The sequence below is a fragment of the Mesorhizobium sp. genome (assembly GCF_004962925.1).
Lineage (GTDB): Bacteria > Pseudomonadota > Alphaproteobacteria > Rhizobiales > Rhizobiaceae > Mesorhizobium.
The window spans coordinates 1-18301 of sequence record NZ_SUEO01000021.1 but is presented as its reverse complement, the minus strand read 5'-3'; the positions used below and the strand labels follow the sequence as shown (position 1 = coordinate 18301).

At 63.4% G+C, this 18301-nt stretch carries 15 protein-coding genes and 2 pseudogenes; 7 read left to right on the top strand and 10 right to left on the bottom strand.

What is annotated here, in order from left to right; translation table 11 throughout:
* Positions 1 to 62 precede the first annotated feature (62 nt).
* From E5W87_RS07310 to E5W87_RS07295, 4 genes and pseudogenes are all read left to right on the top strand, one after another.
* Positions 63 to 1061: an ABC transporter ATP-binding protein gene (locus E5W87_RS07310; RefSeq protein ID WP_292395381.1), complete on the top strand. Its 999-nt coding sequence runs from the start codon at positions 63 to 65 to the stop codon at positions 1059 to 1061.
* A gap of 247 nt (positions 1062 to 1308) precedes the next feature.
* Positions 1309 to 2244: pseudogene (locus E5W87_RS07305) on the top strand (ABC transporter permease).
* A complete protein-coding gene (locus E5W87_RS07300) occupies positions 2234 to 3049 on the top strand; it encodes an ABC transporter permease (protein ID WP_292395379.1) in 816 nt (271 codons plus the stop codon). Before E5W87_RS07305 ends, E5W87_RS07300 begins: the two are co-directional and overlap by 11 nt.
* A gap of 29 nt (positions 3050 to 3078) precedes the next feature.
* A complete protein-coding gene (locus E5W87_RS07295; RefSeq protein WP_292395377.1) occupies positions 3079 to 4506 on the top strand; it encodes a gamma-aminobutyraldehyde dehydrogenase in 1428 nt (475 codons plus the stop codon).
* 231 nt (positions 4507 to 4737) lie between these two features.
* Here the strand turns inward: E5W87_RS07295 and E5W87_RS07290 are convergent, their stop codons facing one another.
* From E5W87_RS07290 to E5W87_RS07250, 9 genes are all read right to left on the bottom strand, one after another.
* Complete coding sequence (locus E5W87_RS07290; RefSeq protein ID WP_292395375.1) at positions 4738 to 5100, bottom strand: nuclear transport factor 2 family protein; 363 nt, start codon at positions 5098 to 5100, stop codon at positions 4738 to 4740.
* Between the two features lie 83 nt (positions 5101 to 5183).
* A complete protein-coding gene (locus tag E5W87_RS07285; RefSeq protein ID WP_292395373.1) occupies positions 5184 to 5657 on the bottom strand; it encodes a carboxymuconolactone decarboxylase family protein in 474 nt (157 codons plus the stop codon).
* A 109-nt stretch (positions 5658 to 5766) separates the two neighbouring features.
* The gene (locus tag E5W87_RS07280; RefSeq protein WP_292395370.1) at positions 5767 to 7320 is read right to left on the bottom strand and encodes an alpha/beta fold hydrolase; all 1554 of its coding nucleotides are present in this window, start codon (positions 7318 to 7320) and stop codon (positions 5767 to 5769) included.
* Between the two features lie 106 nt (positions 7321 to 7426).
* A complete protein-coding gene (locus E5W87_RS07275) occupies positions 7427 to 7753 on the bottom strand; it encodes a formate dehydrogenase subunit delta (protein ID WP_292395368.1) in 327 nt (108 codons plus the stop codon).
* A complete protein-coding gene (fdhD, locus tag E5W87_RS07270) occupies positions 7743 to 8537 on the bottom strand; it encodes a formate dehydrogenase accessory sulfurtransferase FdhD (RefSeq protein ID WP_292395366.1) in 795 nt (264 codons plus the stop codon). Before fdhD ends, E5W87_RS07275 begins: the two co-directional genes overlap by 11 nt.
* Before the next feature lie 3 nt (positions 8538 to 8540).
* A complete protein-coding gene (gene fdhF, locus E5W87_RS07265) occupies positions 8541 to 11417 on the bottom strand; it encodes a formate dehydrogenase subunit alpha (RefSeq protein ID WP_292395364.1) in 2877 nt (958 codons plus the stop codon).
* 10 nt (positions 11418 to 11427) lie between these two features.
* Positions 11428 to 12987, bottom strand: coding sequence for an NADH-quinone oxidoreductase subunit NuoF (locus tag E5W87_RS07260; RefSeq protein WP_292395362.1), 1560 nt, complete (start codon positions 12985 to 12987; stop codon positions 11428 to 11430).
* The gene (locus E5W87_RS07255) at positions 12984 to 13463 is read right to left on the bottom strand and encodes a formate dehydrogenase subunit gamma (RefSeq protein ID WP_292395360.1); all 480 of its coding nucleotides are present in this window, start codon (positions 13461 to 13463) and stop codon (positions 12984 to 12986) included. Before E5W87_RS07255 ends, E5W87_RS07260 begins: the two co-directional genes overlap by 4 nt.
* A gap of 183 nt (positions 13464 to 13646) precedes the next feature.
* Positions 13647 to 14546 carry a LysR family transcriptional regulator gene (locus E5W87_RS07250; RefSeq protein WP_292395358.1) on the bottom strand — a complete coding sequence of 300 codons (900 nt, stop codon included), beginning with the start codon at positions 14544 to 14546 and terminating at the stop codon, positions 13647 to 13649.
* 164 nt (positions 14547 to 14710) lie between these two features.
* Between E5W87_RS07250 and E5W87_RS07245 the strand changes: the two genes are divergently transcribed.
* Together E5W87_RS07245 and E5W87_RS07240 are read left to right on the top strand one after the other, a co-directional pair.
* A complete protein-coding gene (locus E5W87_RS07245; RefSeq protein WP_292395356.1) occupies positions 14711 to 15352 on the top strand; it encodes a DUF47 domain-containing protein in 642 nt (213 codons plus the stop codon).
* 3 nt (positions 15353 to 15355) lie between these two features.
* Positions 15356 to 16360 (top strand): inorganic phosphate transporter, encoded by a 1005-nt coding sequence (locus E5W87_RS07240; protein ID WP_292395354.1) that lies wholly within the window; start codon positions 15356 to 15358, stop codon positions 16358 to 16360.
* Positions 16361 to 16440: 80 nt separating this feature from the next.
* On the opposite strand, the gene E5W87_RS07235 is transcribed toward E5W87_RS07240, so the two are convergent.
* Entirely contained in the window at positions 16441 to 16818 is a 378-nt protein-coding gene (locus tag E5W87_RS07235) for a VOC family protein (protein ID WP_292395352.1), read from the bottom strand.
* 237 nt (positions 16819 to 17055) lie between these two features.
* Between E5W87_RS07235 and E5W87_RS07230 the strand changes: the two are divergent.
* Positions 17056 to 18248, top strand: a pseudogene (locus E5W87_RS07230) (Mrp/NBP35 family ATP-binding protein).
* The last annotated feature ends 53 nt before the right edge of the window (positions 18249 to 18301 follow it).

The window sequence follows — 18301 nt, the reverse complement described above, 5'->3', positions numbered from 1 at the left end:
CAGGCGGATGAGGGGCAGCGCCATCGCCTGAATTTGATGCGCCTGACGGATCAGGACAGCCCATGACTTCCGCCGTTTCATTCCAAAAAGTCTCTCGCCATTTCGGCAGCGTGCGCGCCGTCGATATGGTTGATCTCGATATCGTGCCGGGCGAGTTCTTTGCCATGCTTGGACCTTCAGGTTCCGGCAAGACGACCTGCCTGCGCCTGATCGCCGGCTTTGAGCAGCCGACATCGGGCTCGATCTCGATCTTCGGCGAACGCGCCGAAGGCGTCCCGCCCTATCGCCGCAACGTCAACACCGTGTTCCAGGATTACGCGCTGTTCCCGCATCTGAACGTGCTCGACAATGTCGCCTACGGCTTGATGGTCAAGGGCGTCGGCAAGCCCGAGCGGCAGAAGGCGGCGGAAGAGGCGCTGTCGATGGTCCGGCTTCCCGGCTACGGCGCCCGTCGTCCAGGCCAGCTTTCCGGCGGCCAGCGCCAGCGCGTCGCGCTCGCCCGCGCCCTGGTCAACCAGCCCAAGGTGCTGCTGCTCGACGAACCGCTTGGCGCGCTCGACCTCAAGCTGCGCGAGAACATGCAGGAGGAGCTGAAGTCGCTGCAGAAGGCCCTCGGCATCACCTTCGTCTTCGTCACCCACGATCAGGGCGAGGCTCTTTCGATGGCCGACCGCGTCGCCGTCTTCAACGACGGCAAGATCATGCAGATCGGCACGCCGGAGGACATCTACCAGCGCCCGAAGACCCGCTTCGTCGCCGATTTCGTCGGCTCGTCCAATGTGCTGCCGCCTGAATTCGTCCAGCGTTATTCCGGCCAGCATCGCTGGGGCAGCCTGCGCCCGGAATCCATTCGCGTCGGTCGTGCCGCCAAGGGCGACGGCGTTGCCGCTCGCCTCGTCTCGACCAACTATCTCGGCGCCACGACAAGATTGGCGCTCGATGCCGACGGGCTGAGGCTGCACGCCATCGTGCCGGCCGGTGCCACCTTGCCTAAGGAGGGTGAGGCGGTCGTGCTCACCTTCAACCGCGAGCATCTGCATCTGATGGATGAGCCGGCATGATGGTGACCATGACATCCAGCGTATCGGGCGTCGGCGATCCTTCGCACCCCCCTCTGTCCTGCTGGACATCTCCCCCGCAAGGGGGGAGACCGGCAGTTCCGGCGCCCCGCTTACTTTTCGATGTTGGCGATAGGCGAAAGCCTTCGCAACAGCCAATCTCCCCCCTTGGGGGGGAGATGTCCGGCAGGACAGAGGGGGGTGGGACGGAACTCGATTTCCCCCGTTTCGGCGACGATCGGACCGTGCCATGACTGCGGCAACACAGATCGCCCCAGCCGTCCTTCCCCGCGCCGGCGGCCTGCGCGGCGCTCTGTCCGATCTCTTCTGGCGCCGGCCGCAACTCCTGCTCCTGCTCATGCTGCTGCCGCCGGTGCTATGGCTCGGCATCGTCTATATCGGCTCGCTGTTCGCGCTGCTCCTACAGAGTTTTTTCTCCATCGACGAATAGTTCACGCTGAAAACCTATGGCGACCTGCTCCAGGCCGCCAATCTCGACATCATCCTGCGCACGGTGACGATGGCGGCCCTGGTCACGCTCGCCTCGGCGGTCATCGCCTTCCCCATTGCCTATTACGCGGCGCGCTATGCGCGTGGTCGCTGGAAAGCGCTGTTCTATCTCGGCATCATGCTGCCGCTGTGGTCGAGCTATCTGGTCAAGATCTATGCCTGGAAGCTCATCCTTGCCAAGGAAGGCATCCTGACCTGGCTGCTCGCCAAGCTGCATCTTCTATGGCTTGTTGATGGCTGGCTGTCGCTGCCGATCGTCGGCGGCAATTCTCTGTCGGTGTCGTCCACCGGCACCTTCATCGTCTTCGTCTACGTGTGGCTGCCCTTCATGATCCTGCCGGTGCAGGCGGCACTTGAGCGCGTGCCGGGCAATCTGGTCGAGGCCTCGTCCGATCTCGGCGCCTCGCCCGGCCAGACCTTCCGCAACGTGCTGTTCCCGTTGGCGCTGCCGGGCATCGTTGCCGGCTCGATCTTCACCTTCTCGCTGACGCTCGGCGATTACATCATCCCGCAGATCATCGGCACCTCGCGGCTGTTCATCGGCCAGGCGGTCTATTCGCAGCAGGGCACCGCCGGCAACATTCCGCTCGCCGCCGCCTTCACCGTGGTGCCCATCGTCATCATGGGCTTCTATCTCTGGGGCGCCAAGCGGATGGGAGCTTTCGATGCGCTCTGATGGCTCACAACCCGCTCCTCTCGGCCTGAAAGTCGCCGCCGCCTGCGGCCTGCTGTTCCTGCATTTGCCGATCTTCCTGATCTTCGTCTATGCCTTCACGACCGAGGAAAAGAGCTTCGTCTGGCCGCCGCCGGGGCTGACGACGCAGTGGTTCGCCGTCACCTGGAACCGCCCCGACGTGTGGGAAGCGCTGTCGCTGTCGGTCCGGGTCGCCGCCATTTCGACCGCCGTCGCGCTCGTCCTCGGCACGCTCTGCGCGGCCGCCGTGTCGCGAACACGGTTCTTTGGCCGCGAAACCATCTCGCTGCTGGTCATCCTGCCCATCGCGCTGCCCGGCATCATCACCGGCATCGCGTTGCGTTCGGCCTTTTCGCTGGCCGAGATTCCGTTCTCGTTCTGGACGATCGTGCTCGGCCACGCCACCTTCTGCGTCGTCGTCGTTTACAACAACGCCGTCGCCCGCTTCCGCCGCACTTCCGGCTCGATGATCGAGGCGTCGATGGACCTTGGCGCCGACGGCTTCCAGACCTTTCGCCATGTCGTGCTGCCCAACATCGCCACCGCCCTGCTCGCCGGCGGCATGCTTGCCTTCGCGCTGTCGTTCGACGAGGTCATTGTCACCACCCTCACCGCCGGCCAGCAGCAGACGCTGCCGATCTGGATGCTGGAGGAGTTGATCCGTCCGCGCCAGCGCCCGGTCACCAATGTCGTGGCCATGGTCGTCGTGCTGGTGACGCTGCTGCCCATCCTCGCCGCCTATTACCTGACCCGCGACGGCGACCAGATCGCCGGTTCGGGCAAATGACGTCAAAAATCCATAAGGGAGAGACTTCCATGGACACAAAGATGCTGATCGGTTCGAAATTCGAGAAGGGCACCGAGACCGAGGAGCCGATCCTCAATCCGAAGACCGGGGCGACCATCCTCAACCTGCCCGAAGCCAGCCAGGCGCAGATCGAGGCGGCGGTGCTGGCGGCCGAAAAGGCCTTCCTCACCTGGTCGCGCACCACGCCGGCGCAACGCTCGGGTTATCTCCTGAAGATCGCCGACCGCATTGAGGCCGAGGCGAAGGATTTCGCCGCCCTCGAGGCGCTCAATTGCGGCAAGCCGATCAACGCCGTGCTCAACGACGAAATCCCGGCGATCGTCGATTGCTATCGCTTCTTCGCCGGTGCTGTTCGCTCGATGCCCGGCCAGGTCGCCGGCGAATACATTCCCGGTCACACTTCGATGGTCCGGCGCGATGCCATCGGTGTCGTGGCTTCGATCGCGCCGTGGAACTATCCGCTGATGATGATGGCCTGGAAGCTGGCGCCGGCGATTGCCGGCGGCAACACGGTGGTCTTCAAGCCGTCGGAGCAGACGCCGCTGACCTCGCTGAAGCTGGCCAAGATCCTCGCCGACATCCTGCCGGAAGGCGTCGTCAATGTCGTGCTCGGCCGTGGCGACAGCGTCGGCAACACGCTGATCAACCACCCGAAAATCAACATGATCTCGATCACCGGCGATGTCGCCACCGGCAAAAAGGTTCTGCAGGCCGCCGCCAAATCGGTCAAGCGCACACATCTCGAACTCGGCGGCAAGGCGCCGGTCATCGTCTTCGACGACGCCGACCTTAGCGCGGTGGTCAACGGTCTGCGCGCCTTCGGCTATTACAATGCCGGCCAGGACTGCACCGCGGCCTGCCGCATCTATGCCGGCAAGAAGATCTACGACAAACTCGTCGCAGACCTTTCTTCCGCCGTCTCGACCATCAAATACAACCGCCCCGACGACACCGAAAACGAGATCGGGCCGCTCATCTCACGCCGCCAGCGCGACCGCGTCTCGAGCTTCGTCGAACGCGCCTCGGAGCTGAAGCACATCGAGATCACCACCGGCGGCAAGCCGGGCGAGGGGTCCGGCTTCTTCTACCAGCCGACCGTCGTCGCCGGCGCTCTGCAGGAAGACGAGATCGTGCGCCGCGAAGTGTTCGGGCCGGTCGTCTCGGTCACTCGCTTTTCCGAGGTGGACGAGGCGGTGAACTGGGCCAATGACAGCGACTATGGCCTCGCGTCCTCTGTCTGGACCAAGGATGTCTCGCGCGCCATGGCGACGGCCGCCCGGCTGCAATATGGTTGCACCTGGATCAACACCCATTTCATGCTGACCAACGAGATGCCGCATGGCGGGCTGAAACAGTCCGGCTACGGCAAGGACATGTCGCTCTATGCTTTGGAGGACTACACCGCCGTGCGGCACGTGATGGTTGCGCATGGGTAGCACGTTCCCCCGTTTCACAGCGGGCTGTCGCCTTTGGGAAAGTGCCCCTCACCCGGATTGCCAACCGAATTGCGAAGGGCAATTCGGGGCAATCCGACCTCTCCCCTTCGGGAGAGGCGGTCGTCGGCGTTGCCGCTAAGCCTCTTCTCCCCAGCGGGGAGAAGGTGGCCGCGAAACGGCCGGATGAAGGGGGCAGTTTTCACACTCGATTCCCTGCCGTTGGCCACCTCCTCACTCGTCCCATGCCTGCACGACGGTCTGCCGTGCGATCTGGCCGTCCTTCAGCTCCAGCATCGCCGCGCAGAACACTTTTGTGCCGTCCGGATAGGCGCAGGCCTGGGTGAAAGCGAGGTTGTTGCCGTCGGCGATGGTGGTGTCGACCTTGTGGGTCATCGCCCGGCTGCAGATGTCGTCCCAGAATGTGCTGATCGCCGCGCGCCCGCGGATTTCGCGCGGCTTGCTCGGCGGATTGTTGCGGTCGATTACCCGCACCAGCGCGTCGTCGGCATAGAAGCTCGACAGCAATTTTCCGTCACGGCCTTCGATCGCTTTCTTGATCGCCGGGCCGTCCACGGCCTGTGTCTTGGTCACCATTGTATCCTCCATATGCCCGTCTTCACGAGCTGGCGTTTGATTGATCGGAGCTGTCCGGCGTTCATCGCCGGGCAGTGATTTTTCTACTGCGACTTCGCCTTGACCGCGGCGAACACCTCATCTGCCTGCTGTTTGAAAGTCGCGAGATCGACCTGGCTGCCGTTGAGCATCGTCGACCAGTGGCGCACGATCGCGGCCATCGCCACCGCTTCCTTGATCTCCTCGTCGGTTGCGCCATTGAGCTTGGCTGCCTGCGTGTGGAAATAGATGCAGTACTGGCAGGGGATCTGCGCAGCGACAGCGAGGCCCATCAACTCCTTGGTCTTGCCATCGAGCGCGGTTTTCGGGTTGAGCTGCACCCCTTTGATCTCGGCCCAGGCGCCGGCGACCGCGACGTCCGGCAGTGTCCTGAACATGTCCGGCACCGAGCCGAGCGTCGCCTCGATATCCTTGTAGGCAGCCGTTGCCGAAGCATCCTCGGCCTTTGCCGGGGCAACAGTCAGGAGCGCACCGATGCCTGCTGCCATCACCAATGATTGGATCTTCCACCTCAACATTTCATCCTCCCTTCGCAGCACCTTTCCTGGCGACATCCGCCTGGCCTGCATGGAGAGAATTGATACGCTTACGCTTTCGTGGCCGCTTCGCCTGAAAGCGCCATGGCTCTCATGGCCCGTCCGGGCCAGCGTTCCTGGCAGAAAACGCCGCCGCAGCCGCGCGCGACGGCAGATCCAGCTTGAGCAGTATGTTGGCGACGTGGCGCTTGACCGTGTGCTCGCTCAGCCTGAGTTCGGCGGCAATCGCGGCATTGCTCTTGCCGTCGGCAATCAGGCTCACCACCTCGCTTTCGCGTGCCGTCAGCGCTGCCGGCTCGGTCATCCGGGCTTTGGGCCGGCAAGCGGGCTCCAGATGCTGTTCGGACGTCGCATGCACCAGGGCGAGCGGCTCATCGAGTTCGTCAAGCGTGATCCGCCCGGCATCGGTGAAATGAAGGCCCGAACCGGTTGCCAGATCGGCGACCAGCCGGGACGCGAGGATATCGCCGCTGCCGGCACGGGCGGCAAGCTGCATCGTCACGCGGCCTATCAGCCCTGCCGGCGGTCCGCGCAACTCGATCTCGCCGACATGCGCACCTTGCGCCGTGGCCACGCCGATGTTCTGTGCCGCGTCGCGCAGCGCCGCTGCACAGCGTATGGCCCGCGCCGGTGCGTCGAAGCGCGACATCATCAGCTCGCCATGCGTTCCAGCAGAGCGGCCCCCATGGCGCCCGACCAGCAGCCGCCAAGTTTCCTGAAAACGCAGGCTGCGCTCGCTCCACATGCGGTCGCCGAGGCGCGCCGTATCATAGATGCGGGTCGCTAGAAGTGCGGCTAGCACGCGCTCCGCCTCGGCGACAGCGCGCTCGCCGGTGAGAAACTCCTCAATCAGGTCGGCCACCCGGTCCACGTCGCCGGTCCAAATCGGGTGGTCGCGGCCAGGGACCTCGACCAGGTGGGCATTCAGGATCTTTTTGGCCAGGAAACGACTGGCGTCGGGGTCGACCCGCACATCGTTGCGGCGATGGATCAGCAACGTTGGTGCGCTGATCGCAGCAAGCACGCCGCGCACATCGATCCCAGCATTCATGCGCGCCAGGGCAGCCGCCGCCGTCGGGCTCGCCGATAGCCGCTCGAAGCGCCCCCACCATGTTGCAAAACGGGATTCGTCGACCCGGCCAGGCGCGAAATACGGCAGAGTGGCGCCGGTGCCCCATGCCGTCTCCGCCATCTCGATGAAGGCGTTGAGACGTTCCGGCGGCATCACCCATTTGTGGAAATGTGCATAGCCGCCATAGAGCACCAGCGCTCGCGTCCGCTCCGGATAGGTGGCGGCGAACAGCATCGCCATCGGCGCGCCTTCCGAAGCGCCGAGTAGCGCCGCGCGGCCGCTGCCGGCGGCATCCATCACCGCCCGCACATCATCCATGCGGGTTTCGAGACTGGGCAGGTGACGGGTATCGACGCGGTCCGACAGGCCGGTGCCGCGCTTGTCGAACAGGATCAGCCGCGAAAAGGCAGCGAGCCGCTTGAGCAGCCGGCTGTAACCCTCGTCTTCCCAGTGCAGATCGAGATTAGAAATGAAACCCGGCACGAAAACGAGATCGAACGATCCCTGGCCGACCACCTGATAGGCGATCCGCACATCGCCGCTAAGCGCGTATCGAGTTTCGATCGGCCTCACGAGGTTGTCCGCCCAGCCAGACGATTTCTGGTCGCCGGATCATAGCAGAGGCGCACGGATTGCGGCAGATGAAACTTTAGAGAGGTGGAATGTAAGCCGGTGGTAGCTAAAGAGGCGTTTGCTGGCCTACTTTCTGTGACGCCACGGCGATCTCGGCCTTCCCGTTTGCGCTAAAACCTGGGCCCTCCGGCGCACTCGGCCGCCTGATCCCTGTCGAGGCGGCCACGACAAGCTCGTTGAACCCTTCGCCGCCGCTGTCCAGCATCTCGAACAACTGCCGCCGCATCCTCGGTTCCCAGAACTTGTTGATGTGCTCGGCGACGCCGGCGATGCCTTCCTCGCGCGGCTTGGAGTGAAAAAAGGCTGCGATCTGGTTGGCCATGCGGACCAGCTTTTCGCTGGTGCTCATGATGTGGCCTTCGTCATGCGACATGCTTGGCAACTCCGGAAACCACACGGCTAGGGTGAGTGAAGATATCGAAATCATCGCCGCGCACGAGAGCCACCAGCGTCATGCCGGCATCTTCCGCTGTGCGGATGGCAAGCGCGGTCGGCGCCGTCTTCTGCACCATCTCGACCGAAACGCGCGAGGTCACGACGACGGCTCCCGACGTGCCGTCGATGCCGGCTTTGGCTAGCGCGCCAGCCAGCTTGTCGAGCGCATTGTGGCGGCCGACATCCTCACGCGCCATGACAATGCCCTTGCCGTGGATGTAAAAACCGGCCGCGTGGACCGCACCGGTCTCGGCGTGCAACGGCTGCACCTTCGACAGAAGCTTGACCGAGCGGATGATATCTTCGGCAGAAAGCGTAAGCTTTGACGAACCGACCGCCTCGACCGAGCGCATCGCCTCCTCGATCGATTCGATGCCGCACAGCCCGCAGCCGACCGGGCCGGCCAGCCGTCGGCGCCGCGCCTCGAAGCGCGTATTGGCCTGGTCCTTCAGCCTGATCTGGATGTCGATGCCGGCGCCGTGATCCTCGACCTCGATCGCCTCGATTTCTTGGCGGTCGGCGATGATGCCTTCGGTCAGCGAAAAGCCGAGCGCGAAATCCTCGAAATCAGCTGGGCTTGCCATCATCACCGCGTGGGTGGTGCCGGCAAAGGAAAACGCCACCGGCGTCTCTTCCGGCACCATCCGGTTGGCGGCCGCAGTGCCGCCGGCGCGGTGCGCCAGCCGCGAGATCTGCGTCGTGGCTTTGCGGCGCGCGCTCAAAGATTACTCCGCGGCTTCCAGCGTGGCGATGCGACGGCTGTTGCGGGCCTGCTCGTCATAGTCCAGCTGCCATTCCGACGGTCCGTTGGACGCGCCGACCTGTACCGCCGTCACCTTGTATTCCGGGCAGTTGGTCGCCCAGTCGGAGAAGTCGGTTGTGATGACGTTGGCCTGCGTGTCCGGGTGGTGGAATGTCGTATAGACCACGCCAGGCGACACCTTGTCGGTGATCAGCGCGCGCAGCGTCGTCTCGCCGGAGCGGCTGGTCAGGCGGACCCAGTCGCCGTCGCGCAGGCCGCGGTTTTCGGCATCATGCGGGTGGATCTCCAACCGGTCCTCGCTATGCCACATGACGTTGTCGGTACGCCTGGTCTGCGCGCCGACATTGTACTGCGACAGGATGCGGCCGGTGGTCAGCAGCAGCGGGAAGCGTGGTCCCGTCCTCTCGTCGGTCGCCACATATTCGGTTCGAATGAACTTGCCCTTGCCGCGCACGAAGCCGCTAATATGCATGATCGGCGTGCCTTCCGGCGCCTTCTCGTTGCAGGGCCACTGCACCGAGCCCATCTTTTCCAGATAGTCATAGGAGACGCTGGCGAAGCTCGGCGTCGTCTTGGCGATCTCGTCCATGATTTCAGACGGATGCTGGTAATTCCAGTCAAGTCCCATCGTCTGTGCGAGCTTCTGCGTCACTTCCCAGTCGGCCAGCCCGTTCGTCGGCGCCATCACCTTGCGCACGCGGTTGATGCGGCGCTCGGCATTGGTGAAGGTACCGTCCTTCTCGAGGAAGGTCGAGCCGGGCAGGAAGACATGCGCGTAGTTGGCGGTCTCGTTGAGGAAGAGGTCGTGCACGACCACACACTCCATCGCGGCGAGGCCTGCGGCGACATGCTTGGTGTCGGGATCCGACTGCAGGATGTCCTCGCCTTGCACGTAGAGGCCCTTGAACGAGCCATCGACGGCGGCGTCCAGCATGTTGGGGATGCGCAGGCCGGGCTCATCGTCGAGCTTGACGCCCCACAGGCTCTCATAGATGTCGCGCACCGCGTCGCCGGAGACGTGGCGATAGCCAGGCAGCTCATGCGGGAACGAGCCCATGTCGCAGGAGCCCTGGACATTGTTCTGGCCGCGCAGCGGGTTCACGCCGACGCCCGGCCGGCCGACATTGCCGGTCGCCATGGCGAGGTTGGCGATGGCGATTACCGTCGTCGAGCCCTGGCTGTGCTCGGTCACGCCGAGGCCGTAATAGATCGCGCCATTGCCGCCGGTGGCAAACAGCCGTGCGGCGCCGCGGATCTCTTCGGGATCGACATTGGCAAGCTGACCGACCACCTCAGGGCTGTTTTCCGGCAGCGCCACGAACGACGCCCAGTCCTGGAACTCGTCCCAGTCGCAGCGCTCGCGGATGAAGGCTTCGTCGAACAGGCCTTCGGTGACGATGACATGCGCAAGCGCGGTGACCACGGCGACATTGGTGCCGGGCTTCAGCGGCAGATGATGCTGCGCCTCGATATGGGCCGAGCGCACGATGTCGGTGCGGCGCGGGTCGAGCACGATCAGCTTGGCGCCCTTGCGCAACCGCTTCTTCATGCGCGACGCAAATACCGGATGTGCGTCGGTCGGATTGGCACCGATGATCATCACCACATCGGTTTTCTCGATCGAATCGAAATCCTGGGTGCCGGCCGAAGTGCCGAATGTCTGGCCAAGGCCATAGCCGGTCGGCGAATGGCAGACGCGGGCGCAGGTATCGACATTGTTGTTGCGGAAACCCTGGCGGATCAGTTTCTGCACCAGATAGGTTTCCTCGTTCGTGCAGCGCGACGAGGTAATGCCGCCGATCGAGGTGCGGCCATACTGGTACTGGATGCGGCGGAACTCGTTGGCGGTATGGGTCAGCGCTTCTTCCCACGACACTTCGCGCCATGGATCGGTGACCTTTTCGCGGATCATCGGATTGAGGATGCGCTCCTTGTGGGTCGAATAGCCGTAGGCAAAACGTCCCTTGACGCAGCTATGGCCGCGATTTGCCTTGCCATCCTTGTAAGGCACCATGCGCACCAGCTCGTCGCCGCGCATTTCGGCCTTGAACGAGCAGCCGACGCCGCAATAGGCGCAGGTGGTGACCACCGAATGCTCCGGCTGGCCGATCTTGATTACCGATTTTTCGGAAAGCGTCGCCGTCGGGCAGGCCTGCACGCAGGCGCCGCAGGACACGCATTCGCTGTCGATGAAGAGCTGATGCATGCCTGGCGAGACGCGGCTTTCAAAGCCGCGGCCCTCGATGGTCAGCGCGAAGGTGCCTTGCACCTCCTCGCAGGCGCGCACGCAGCGCGAGCAGACGATGCATTTCGATGGATCATAGGTGAAGTACGGGTTGGACTCGTCCTTCGCCATCCATTTGAAGTTTTCTGCGCCGTCGTTCTTCTTGAAAACGTGGTTGTCGCCTTCATAGCCGTAGCGCACGTCGCGCAGGCCGACGACGCCTGCCTGCGTCTGCAATTCGCAGTCGCCATTGGCGGCACAGGTCAGGCAGTCGAGCGGATGGTCGGAAATGTAGAGCTCCATCACGCCGCGGCGGATGTCCTTCAGCCGGCCGGTCTGGGTATGCACGACCATGCCCGGCGCCACCGGCGTCGTGCAGGAGGAAGGCGTGCCGTTGCGGCCATCGATCTCGACCAGGCAAAGCCGGCAGGAGCCGAAGGCGTCGACCATGTCGGTGGCGCAGAGTTTTGGAATGGCGATGCCCGCTTCCATCGAGGCGCGCATGATCGAGGTGCCTTCCGGCACGGTGACGGTGAAGCCGTCCACCGTCAGCGTCACTTGCTTCTCGGATGTCGAGGCCGGAGTGCCGTAGTCGATTTCCTGAACGAGACCCATGGCGAGACTCCTATTCTGCTGCTTCGGCGACCGGCGCCGGCTTGAAATCATCGCGGAAGTGGTTGATTGCGCTCATCACCGGATAAGGCGTGAAGCCACCCAGCGCACAGAGCGAACCGAACTTCATCGTGTTGCAGAGGTCTGTCACCAGCTCGATCTGCTTTTCCGGCTCGATACCCCTGGCGATCTTGTCGATCGTCTCGACGCCGCGTGTCGAGCCGATGCGACACGGCGTGCACTTGCCGCAGCTTTCGATGGCGCAGAACTCCATGGCGAAGCGCGCCTGCTTCAGCATGTCGGCGGTATCGTCGAACACGGTGATGCCGGCATGGCCGATCAGCCCGTCTCTGGCGGCGAAAGCCTCGTAGTCGAATGGCGTGTCGAACAAGGCGCGGGGAAAATAAGCTCCCAACGGCCCGCCGACCTGCACCGCCTTGACCGGACGTCCGGTCGCCGTGCCGCCGCCGATGTCATCGACGATCTCGCCAAGCGTCATGCCGAACGCTGCCTCGAACAGGCCGCCATACCTGACATTGCCGGCGATCTGGATCGGAATGGTGCCGCGCGAGCGACCCATGCCGAAATCCTTGTAGAAGGCAGCACCCTTGTCCATGATGATAGGCACCGAGGCCAGCGAGATGACGTTGTTGATCACCGTCGGCTTGCCGAACAGGCCCTGGATGGCCGGCAGTGGCGGCTTGGCGCGAACGACGCCGCGCTTGCCTTCGAGGCTGTTGAGCAGCGAGGTTTCCTCGCCGCAGACATAGGCGCCGGCGCCGACGCGGATTTCCATGTCGAAGGCGTTGGGCGAGCCCAGCACGTTGACGCCGAGCAGGCCCGCCTCGCGGGCGACGTCGACCGCCTTCTGCATCATCGCCACCGCATGCGGATATTCCGAGCGGATATAGACAAAACCCTTGGTCGCGCCGGTCGCGACACCGGCGATTGCCATGCCCTCGATCAGCACGAAGGGGTCGCCCTCCATGATCATGCGGTCGGCGAAGGTTGCGCTGTCGCCCTCGTCGGCATTGCAGACGATGTACTTTTTGTCGGCGGTCGTATCGAGCACCGTTTTCCATTTGATGCCGGTCGGGAAGCCGGCGCCGCCGCGACCCCGCAGGCCCGATTCGGCGACCTGCTTGACGATTTCGGCTGGAGCCATCGCCACGGCGTTCTGCAGGCCCTTCAGTCCGCCATGCGCCTTGTAGTGATCGAGCGACAGCGGATTGATGAGGCCGCAGCGCGCGAAGGTCAGGCGCGTCTGCCTGGCCAGGAACGGGATCTTGTCGGGCGCACCCAGCCAGCGCTTGTGGTGACCGCCGGTGAGAAAGCCGCTGTCGAATAGGCTTTTGACATCGGAAGGCTTCACCGGCCCATAGGCGACGCGGCCCTTGTCTGTCGTTGCCACTTCGACCATCGGCTCAAGGAAATAGGCGCCGCGCGAACCGTTGCGCACGATCTTGGCCTCGATGCCGCGATCGGCCAATTCCTTCTCAATCGCCTTGGCGACTTTTTCCGCACCGAGCGCCAGTGCGCCGGAATCGCCGGGAATGTAGATGCGCGGGATCATGAGCGCACCTCGGCAACGATCTCGTCGAGCTTTTCGTCATCGAGCCGGCCGATCACCTCGCCGTCCAGCATCGCCGATGGCGCGCAGGCGCAAAGGCCGAGGCAATAGACCGGTTCCAGCGTCACCGAACCGTCGCGCGCCGTCTCGTGGAAACCGATGCCCAGCAATTGCTTGAGCTTGGCGGCAATGGCGTCCGAGCCCATCGATTGACAGGCTTCCGCCTGGCAGAGCTTCAGCACATGTCGCCCGGCCGGGTGGCTGCGGTAGTCATGGTAGAAGGTGACGACGCCGTGCACCTCCGCCTTGGAGATGTTGAGCGCCTCGGCGATCACCGGTAGCGCGTCCTGCGGCACATGGCCGAACTCTTCCTGGATGCCGTGGAGGATCGGCAGCAGCGGGCCTTCAAGGCCCTTCAGCTCCTGGATGATCGCCGCGGTGCGCGACGTGATCTCGGTACTTGCAGGCTGCATTGTCATGCAGCGCCCTCCCTGGTCGTTGCGATCCAATGTATGTCGCCCAAACTGTGAAGCGTTTTGGGGCAACGACATGCAATGTCGCTAAGTGTTTAGGAAATCAGAGGAAACCCGCCAAATCAATAAAGCCGATCCGTTGCTCGATAGAAATCTTCTATCGATCCCATTTATCCGGCAATCTCTAGCTCAACGGCGGGCGCGAAAATCGTCTGCCAGCGCCATCGCCTCGTCTAGCAGCGCCGAGACCAGCGGCGTGTGCGGCTCGCGCGGCGTCGCCACCAGCCCAACGGTGTGGCTGGCATCCGGCTCGACGATCGGAATGGCCCGGATCGGCTCGGAAAAGCCGAATGTTTCCGAGAGGTTGAGCGGCATGATCGACGACCATTTGCCGGTACGGATATGGGAGAACAGCACGATCATCGAATTGGATTCGAGTGTCGGCCGCACCTGCGTGCCGGCTTCAGCCAAATGTTGGTCGATGATGCGGCGGTTCTGCATGTCCGGCGTCAACAGGCAGAGCGGCAGCTGGCTGAGCTCCGCCCATGTCACTTTGTCGCGGTCGGAGTAGGGGTTTCCGACGGCGGTGATCAGCTGATAGCGCTCGTCATAGAGCGGCACGCTGGTCACCCGCCCGAGCGGCTCGTTGTCGAGATAGGTGATGCCGGCGTCGATGTCGAAATTGCCGAGCAGCGACAGCACCTCGATCGAGGTGCGCGACAGCACCGAGAAGGTGACGCCGGGATGTTTTGCCCGAAAAGGAGTCGTCAGCCGCACCACCATGGCCAGCGCCGTCGGGATGGCCGCGATGCGAATGCGCCCCGAAAGGCCGTGACGCGCCGCCCGCATCTCCTCGCGCATGGTGCGGGTATCGCCGACGATGCGGCGCGCCCACACCAGCACCTGTTCTCCCTCCGGTGTCAGCCCCTGAAAGCGCGAGCCGCGCAATACCAGCATCACGCCGAGCTGGCCCTCCAGCTGCTTGATTCCCGCCGAAAGCGTCGGCTGGGTGACGCCGCACACCTCCGCCGCCCGGCCGAAATGCTCTTCCCTGGCCAGCGCGATGAAGAATTCCAGCTTGTCGATCATGCCATCTGTCCGGTGCGTCCCGCACAAGTTCGGGGAAATTGCGTTCCGCCGCAAGCTGCATGTGCATAGGCAGCATCCACATCTTTCAGCCGGCTTACTATTTCCCGCAGCGGCATGCGGCGCTATGTGGATGAGGCGAGGTCGTGGGGCACGGGAGATCGAACATGCTGGGCTGGTTCCGCAAGCTGCTGCCGCGCGAAGATCGCTTCTTCGATCTCTTCGAGCAACACTCTCGTACCGTGGTCGATGGCGCCGAGGCACTCGAGCAGCTTCTTCAGGGCAAGGACATCGATCACTGGTGCCAGAAGATCATCGATCTTGAAGACCAGGCCGATCACATCACAGCGGAAGTCCTGCTGTCTGTGCGGCGCTCGTTCATCACGCCTTTCGATCGCGGTGACATCAAGGACCTGATCCAGTCGATGGATGACGCGATCGACATGATGCACAAGACCGTCAAGACGGTGAAGCTGTTCGAGAAGAAGGAATTCGACCCTCTGATGCAGGAAATGGGCGGCGTCATCGTAATTGCAGCCAAGCTGGTCGCCGAGGCCATCCCATTGCTCAGCAAGATCGGTGCCCACAGCGTGCGCCTCAACGCGATCGCCGAAGAGGTCATGCGCGCGGAGGGCCGGGCCGACGATCTGCACGAGCAGGGCCTGAAGGACCTGTTCAAGAGACACGGCCGCAGCGACCCGATGGCCTACCTGATCGGCAGCGAGATCTATGGCGAGCTGGAAAAGGTGGTCGACCGCTTCGAGGACGTCGCCAACGAGATCAGCGGCATCGTCATCGAGAACGTTTAGCCAATGGATGCCGCCATCGCCTTTCCCGTGCTGGTCGGGCTCATCGCCGTTGCGCTGTTCTTCGATTTTCTCAACGGCCTGCACGATGCCGCCAACTCCATCGCCACCATCGTCTCCACGCGTGTGCTGAGGCCGCACTATGCGGTGCTGTGGGCGGCCTTCTTCAATTTCATCGCCTTCTTGTTCTTCGGTCTTCATGTTGCCGAGACGCTGGGAACGGGCATTATCGACGCCAGCATTGTCACCCCTGGAGTGATCTTCGCCGCCCTTGTCGGTGCCATTGTCTGGAACATCGTCACCTGGCTCGTCGGCATCCCCTCCAGTAGCTCGCATGCGCTGATCGGCGGACTGGTCGGTGCCGGCGTTGCAAAGGCAGGTGGTGGCGCCATCGTCTGGGCCGGGCTCGGCAAGACCATTGCAGCCATCGTCCTGTCGCCGGCGACCGGATTTCTGCTGGCGCTTGTCCTGATTCTTACGGTTTCCTGGGCGTTCGTGCGCCAGACACCGTTCGCTGTGGACAACACTTTCCGCGTCATGCAGTTCGCTTCCGCCTCGCTCTATTCGCTCGGCCATGGCGGCAACGACGCACAGAAAACCATGGGCATCATCGCCGTGCTGCTCTATTCGCAAGGCTTGCTCGGAGAAAATTTCTACGTGCCGCTATGGGTCGTCATCACCTGTCAGGCGGCGCTGGCGCTGGGCACGCTGTTCGGCGGCTGGCGCATCGTCCACACCATGGGCTCGAAGATCACCCGGTTGAACCCGATGCAAGGGTTCTGCGCCGAGACCGGCGGCGCGATCACCCTGTTCGCCGCCACTTGGCTCGGCATTCCGGTGTCGACGACGCATACGATCACCGGCGCCATTATCGGCGTCGGTGCCGCCCGCCGCGTCTCTGCCGTGCGCTGGGGCATCGCCGGCAACATCGTCATTGCCTGGATTGTCACTCTGCCGGCCACGGCCGCGATTTCGGCACTCACCTATCTTGCAGTTAATCTGGCAACATGACGCGGGCATGGTGGCTCTGGAGTCGCCTCCGGCGCGGCGATCCTACGCCAGATGCGGCAGGCAGCCGTGGACGCCGAAATCTACCTGTCGACCAGGTTCAGGATGTTGCCGTCAGGATCCTTGAACCATGCGACCTTCATGCCGTAGCCGACATGGATGTCGCCTTCCAGTTTCAGGCCCGGCATCTCATAGTGCTCGAAGACGACGCCCTTCGATTTCAGCGCCTTGACGAGGGTGTCGATCTCGTCGCCGACCATCCAGGTCACCGCTGTTGCCTTGTTGGTGCCGGCGAACTTCGATTGGTAGACATTGACGCTGGTGTCGCCGCTTTTGTAGACGATCAACTCGCCACCCTCATTGTGTATCTCAGTCAGGCCGAGCGTTCCCTCATAGAAAGACCTGGCCTTCGTCAGATCTTTCACCGCGAGATTGGCCGTTGCGTTGCTGTTTGCGAGCATGATTGTCTCCTTCCTTGCTGGCGAGCACGCCCGAGCCCTGCAAGAAAATAGGGCTGCTTCGCCTTCTGGCGACCGGAGCTCGCGCGATCGGCGTGCCTCTTTCCTAAGACGTTTCGATTGACGCAAATCCCTACAAGTGGACGCAAGTTTTTGAAGCCATGTCACCGGCGTGTCGTTCCGCCGCTTGGTTCTGCCCGTGAACTGCCTTATCTGAAGCGGAAAGCAGAGGAAAAGCTGATGCCCGCCGTCCAGGAAAACGTCACCAAGGAAATCGTCATCGAGCGCCTGAAGACGGTCAACGGACCGGACTTCACCGGCAACATCGTCGACCTCGGCATGGTTTCCGAGATTTTCATTGCCGATGCCAAGGTCTTCTTCTCGATCACCGTCCCTGCCGCGCGGGCTCAGGAGATGGAGCCGTTGCGCGCCGCCGCCGAACGGGTCGTCAAGGCAATCCCCGGTGTCGCCGGCGCCGTGGTTGCGCTGACGGCGGAAAAGAAGGGTGGCGGCATGGAGGCTCCGGTTCCGGCGCGGCCTGCCCCAGGCCCGCGTCGCCGCCAGCACCCGCTGCTGCGCCACGTCCGGCTCCGCATGCGCCAGCCTCGCATAGCCAGGGCAAGCGCGGCGTGCCCGGCATTGAGGCGATTATTGCGGTTGCTTCCGGCAAAGGCGGCGTCGGCAAGTCGACCACCGCCGTCAACATCGCGCTTGGCCTTGCCGCCAACGGCCTGAGGGTCGGCGTGCTCGACGCCGACATCTACGGCCCGTCCATGCCGCGGCTGCTCAACATCCATGGCCGGCCGCAGACCGTCGACGGCAAGGTCCTGAAGCCGATGGAGAATTACGGCCTGAAGGTCATGTCGATGGGCTTCCTCGTCGATGAGGAGACGCCGATGATCTGGCGCGGACCGATGGTGATGTCGGCACTGACGCAAATGCTGCGCGAGGTCGAATGGGGCCCGCTCGACGTGCTCGTCGTCGACATGCCGCCCGGCACCGGCGATGCGCAGCTGACCATGGCCCAGCAGGTGCCGCTGGCCGGCGCCGTCATCGTCTCGACGCCGCAGGATCTGGCCCTGATCGATGCGCGAAAGGGCCTCAACATGTTCAAGAAGGTCGACGTGCCGCTGTTGGGCATCGTCGAGAATATGAGCTACTTCCTCGCCCCCGACACCGGCAAGCGCTACGATATCTTCGGCCACGGCGGCGCGCGCCGCGAGGCCGAGCGTCTCGGCGTTACTTTCCTCGGCGAAGTGCCGCTCGAGATGGGCATCCGCGAAAGCTCGGATGCCGGCACACCGGTGGTGGTCTCGAAGCCCGATGGCGCAGAGGCAAAGATCTACCGCGACATCGCCTCGAAGGTCTGGAGCAGGGTCAATGAAGAACGCGGCGCGTCGGAAGCCGCCGTGCCGAGTATCGTGTTTGAGTGAGACGGATATCCCTCCCCCTTGAGGGGAGGGTGTCGCGCGAAGTGCGGCGGGAG

Bases quoted from the DNA above. Each gene is read 5' to 3' on its own strand.
- E5W87_RS07235 (WP_292395352.1), bottom strand. From the start codon at position 16,818: ATGCTCGCAAACAGCAACGCAACGGCCAATCTCGCGGTGAAAGATCTG.
- E5W87_RS07290 (WP_292395375.1), bottom strand. From the start codon at position 5,100: ATGGTGACCAAGACACAGGCCGTGGACGGCCCGGCGATCAAGAAAGCG.
- E5W87_RS07255 (WP_292395360.1), bottom strand. From the start codon at position 13,463: ATGACAATGCAGCCTGCAAGTACCGAGATCACGTCGCGCACCGCGGCG.
- E5W87_RS07310 (WP_292395381.1), top strand. From the start codon at position 63: ATGACTTCCGCCGTTTCATTCCAAAAAGTCTCTCGCCATTTCGGCAGC.
- E5W87_RS07240 (WP_292395354.1), top strand. From the start codon at position 15,356: ATGGATGCCGCCATCGCCTTTCCCGTGCTGGTCGGGCTCATCGCCGTT.
- E5W87_RS07285 (WP_292395373.1), bottom strand. From the start codon at position 5,657: ATGTTGAGGTGGAAGATCCAATCATTGGTGATGGCAGCAGGCATCGGT.
- E5W87_RS07300 (WP_292395379.1), top strand. From the start codon at position 2,234: ATGCGCTCTGATGGCTCACAACCCGCTCCTCTCGGCCTGAAAGTCGCC.
- E5W87_RS07275 (WP_292395368.1), bottom strand. From the start codon at position 7,753: ATGTCGCATGACGAAGGCCACATCATGAGCACCAGCGAAAAGCTGGTC.
- E5W87_RS07250 (WP_292395358.1), bottom strand. From the start codon at position 14,546: ATGATCGACAAGCTGGAATTCTTCATCGCGCTGGCCAGGGAAGAGCAT.
- E5W87_RS07295 (WP_292395377.1), top strand. From the start codon at position 3,079: ATGGACACAAAGATGCTGATCGGTTCGAAATTCGAGAAGGGCACCGAG.
- E5W87_RS07260 (WP_292395362.1), bottom strand. From the start codon at position 12,987: ATGATCCCGCGCATCTACATTCCCGGCGATTCCGGCGCACTGGCGCTC.
- fdhF (WP_292395364.1), bottom strand. From the start codon at position 11,417: ATGGGTCTCGTTCAGGAAATCGACTACGGCACTCCGGCCTCGACATCC.
- E5W87_RS07245 (WP_292395356.1), top strand. From the start codon at position 14,711: ATGCTGGGCTGGTTCCGCAAGCTGCTGCCGCGCGAAGATCGCTTCTTC.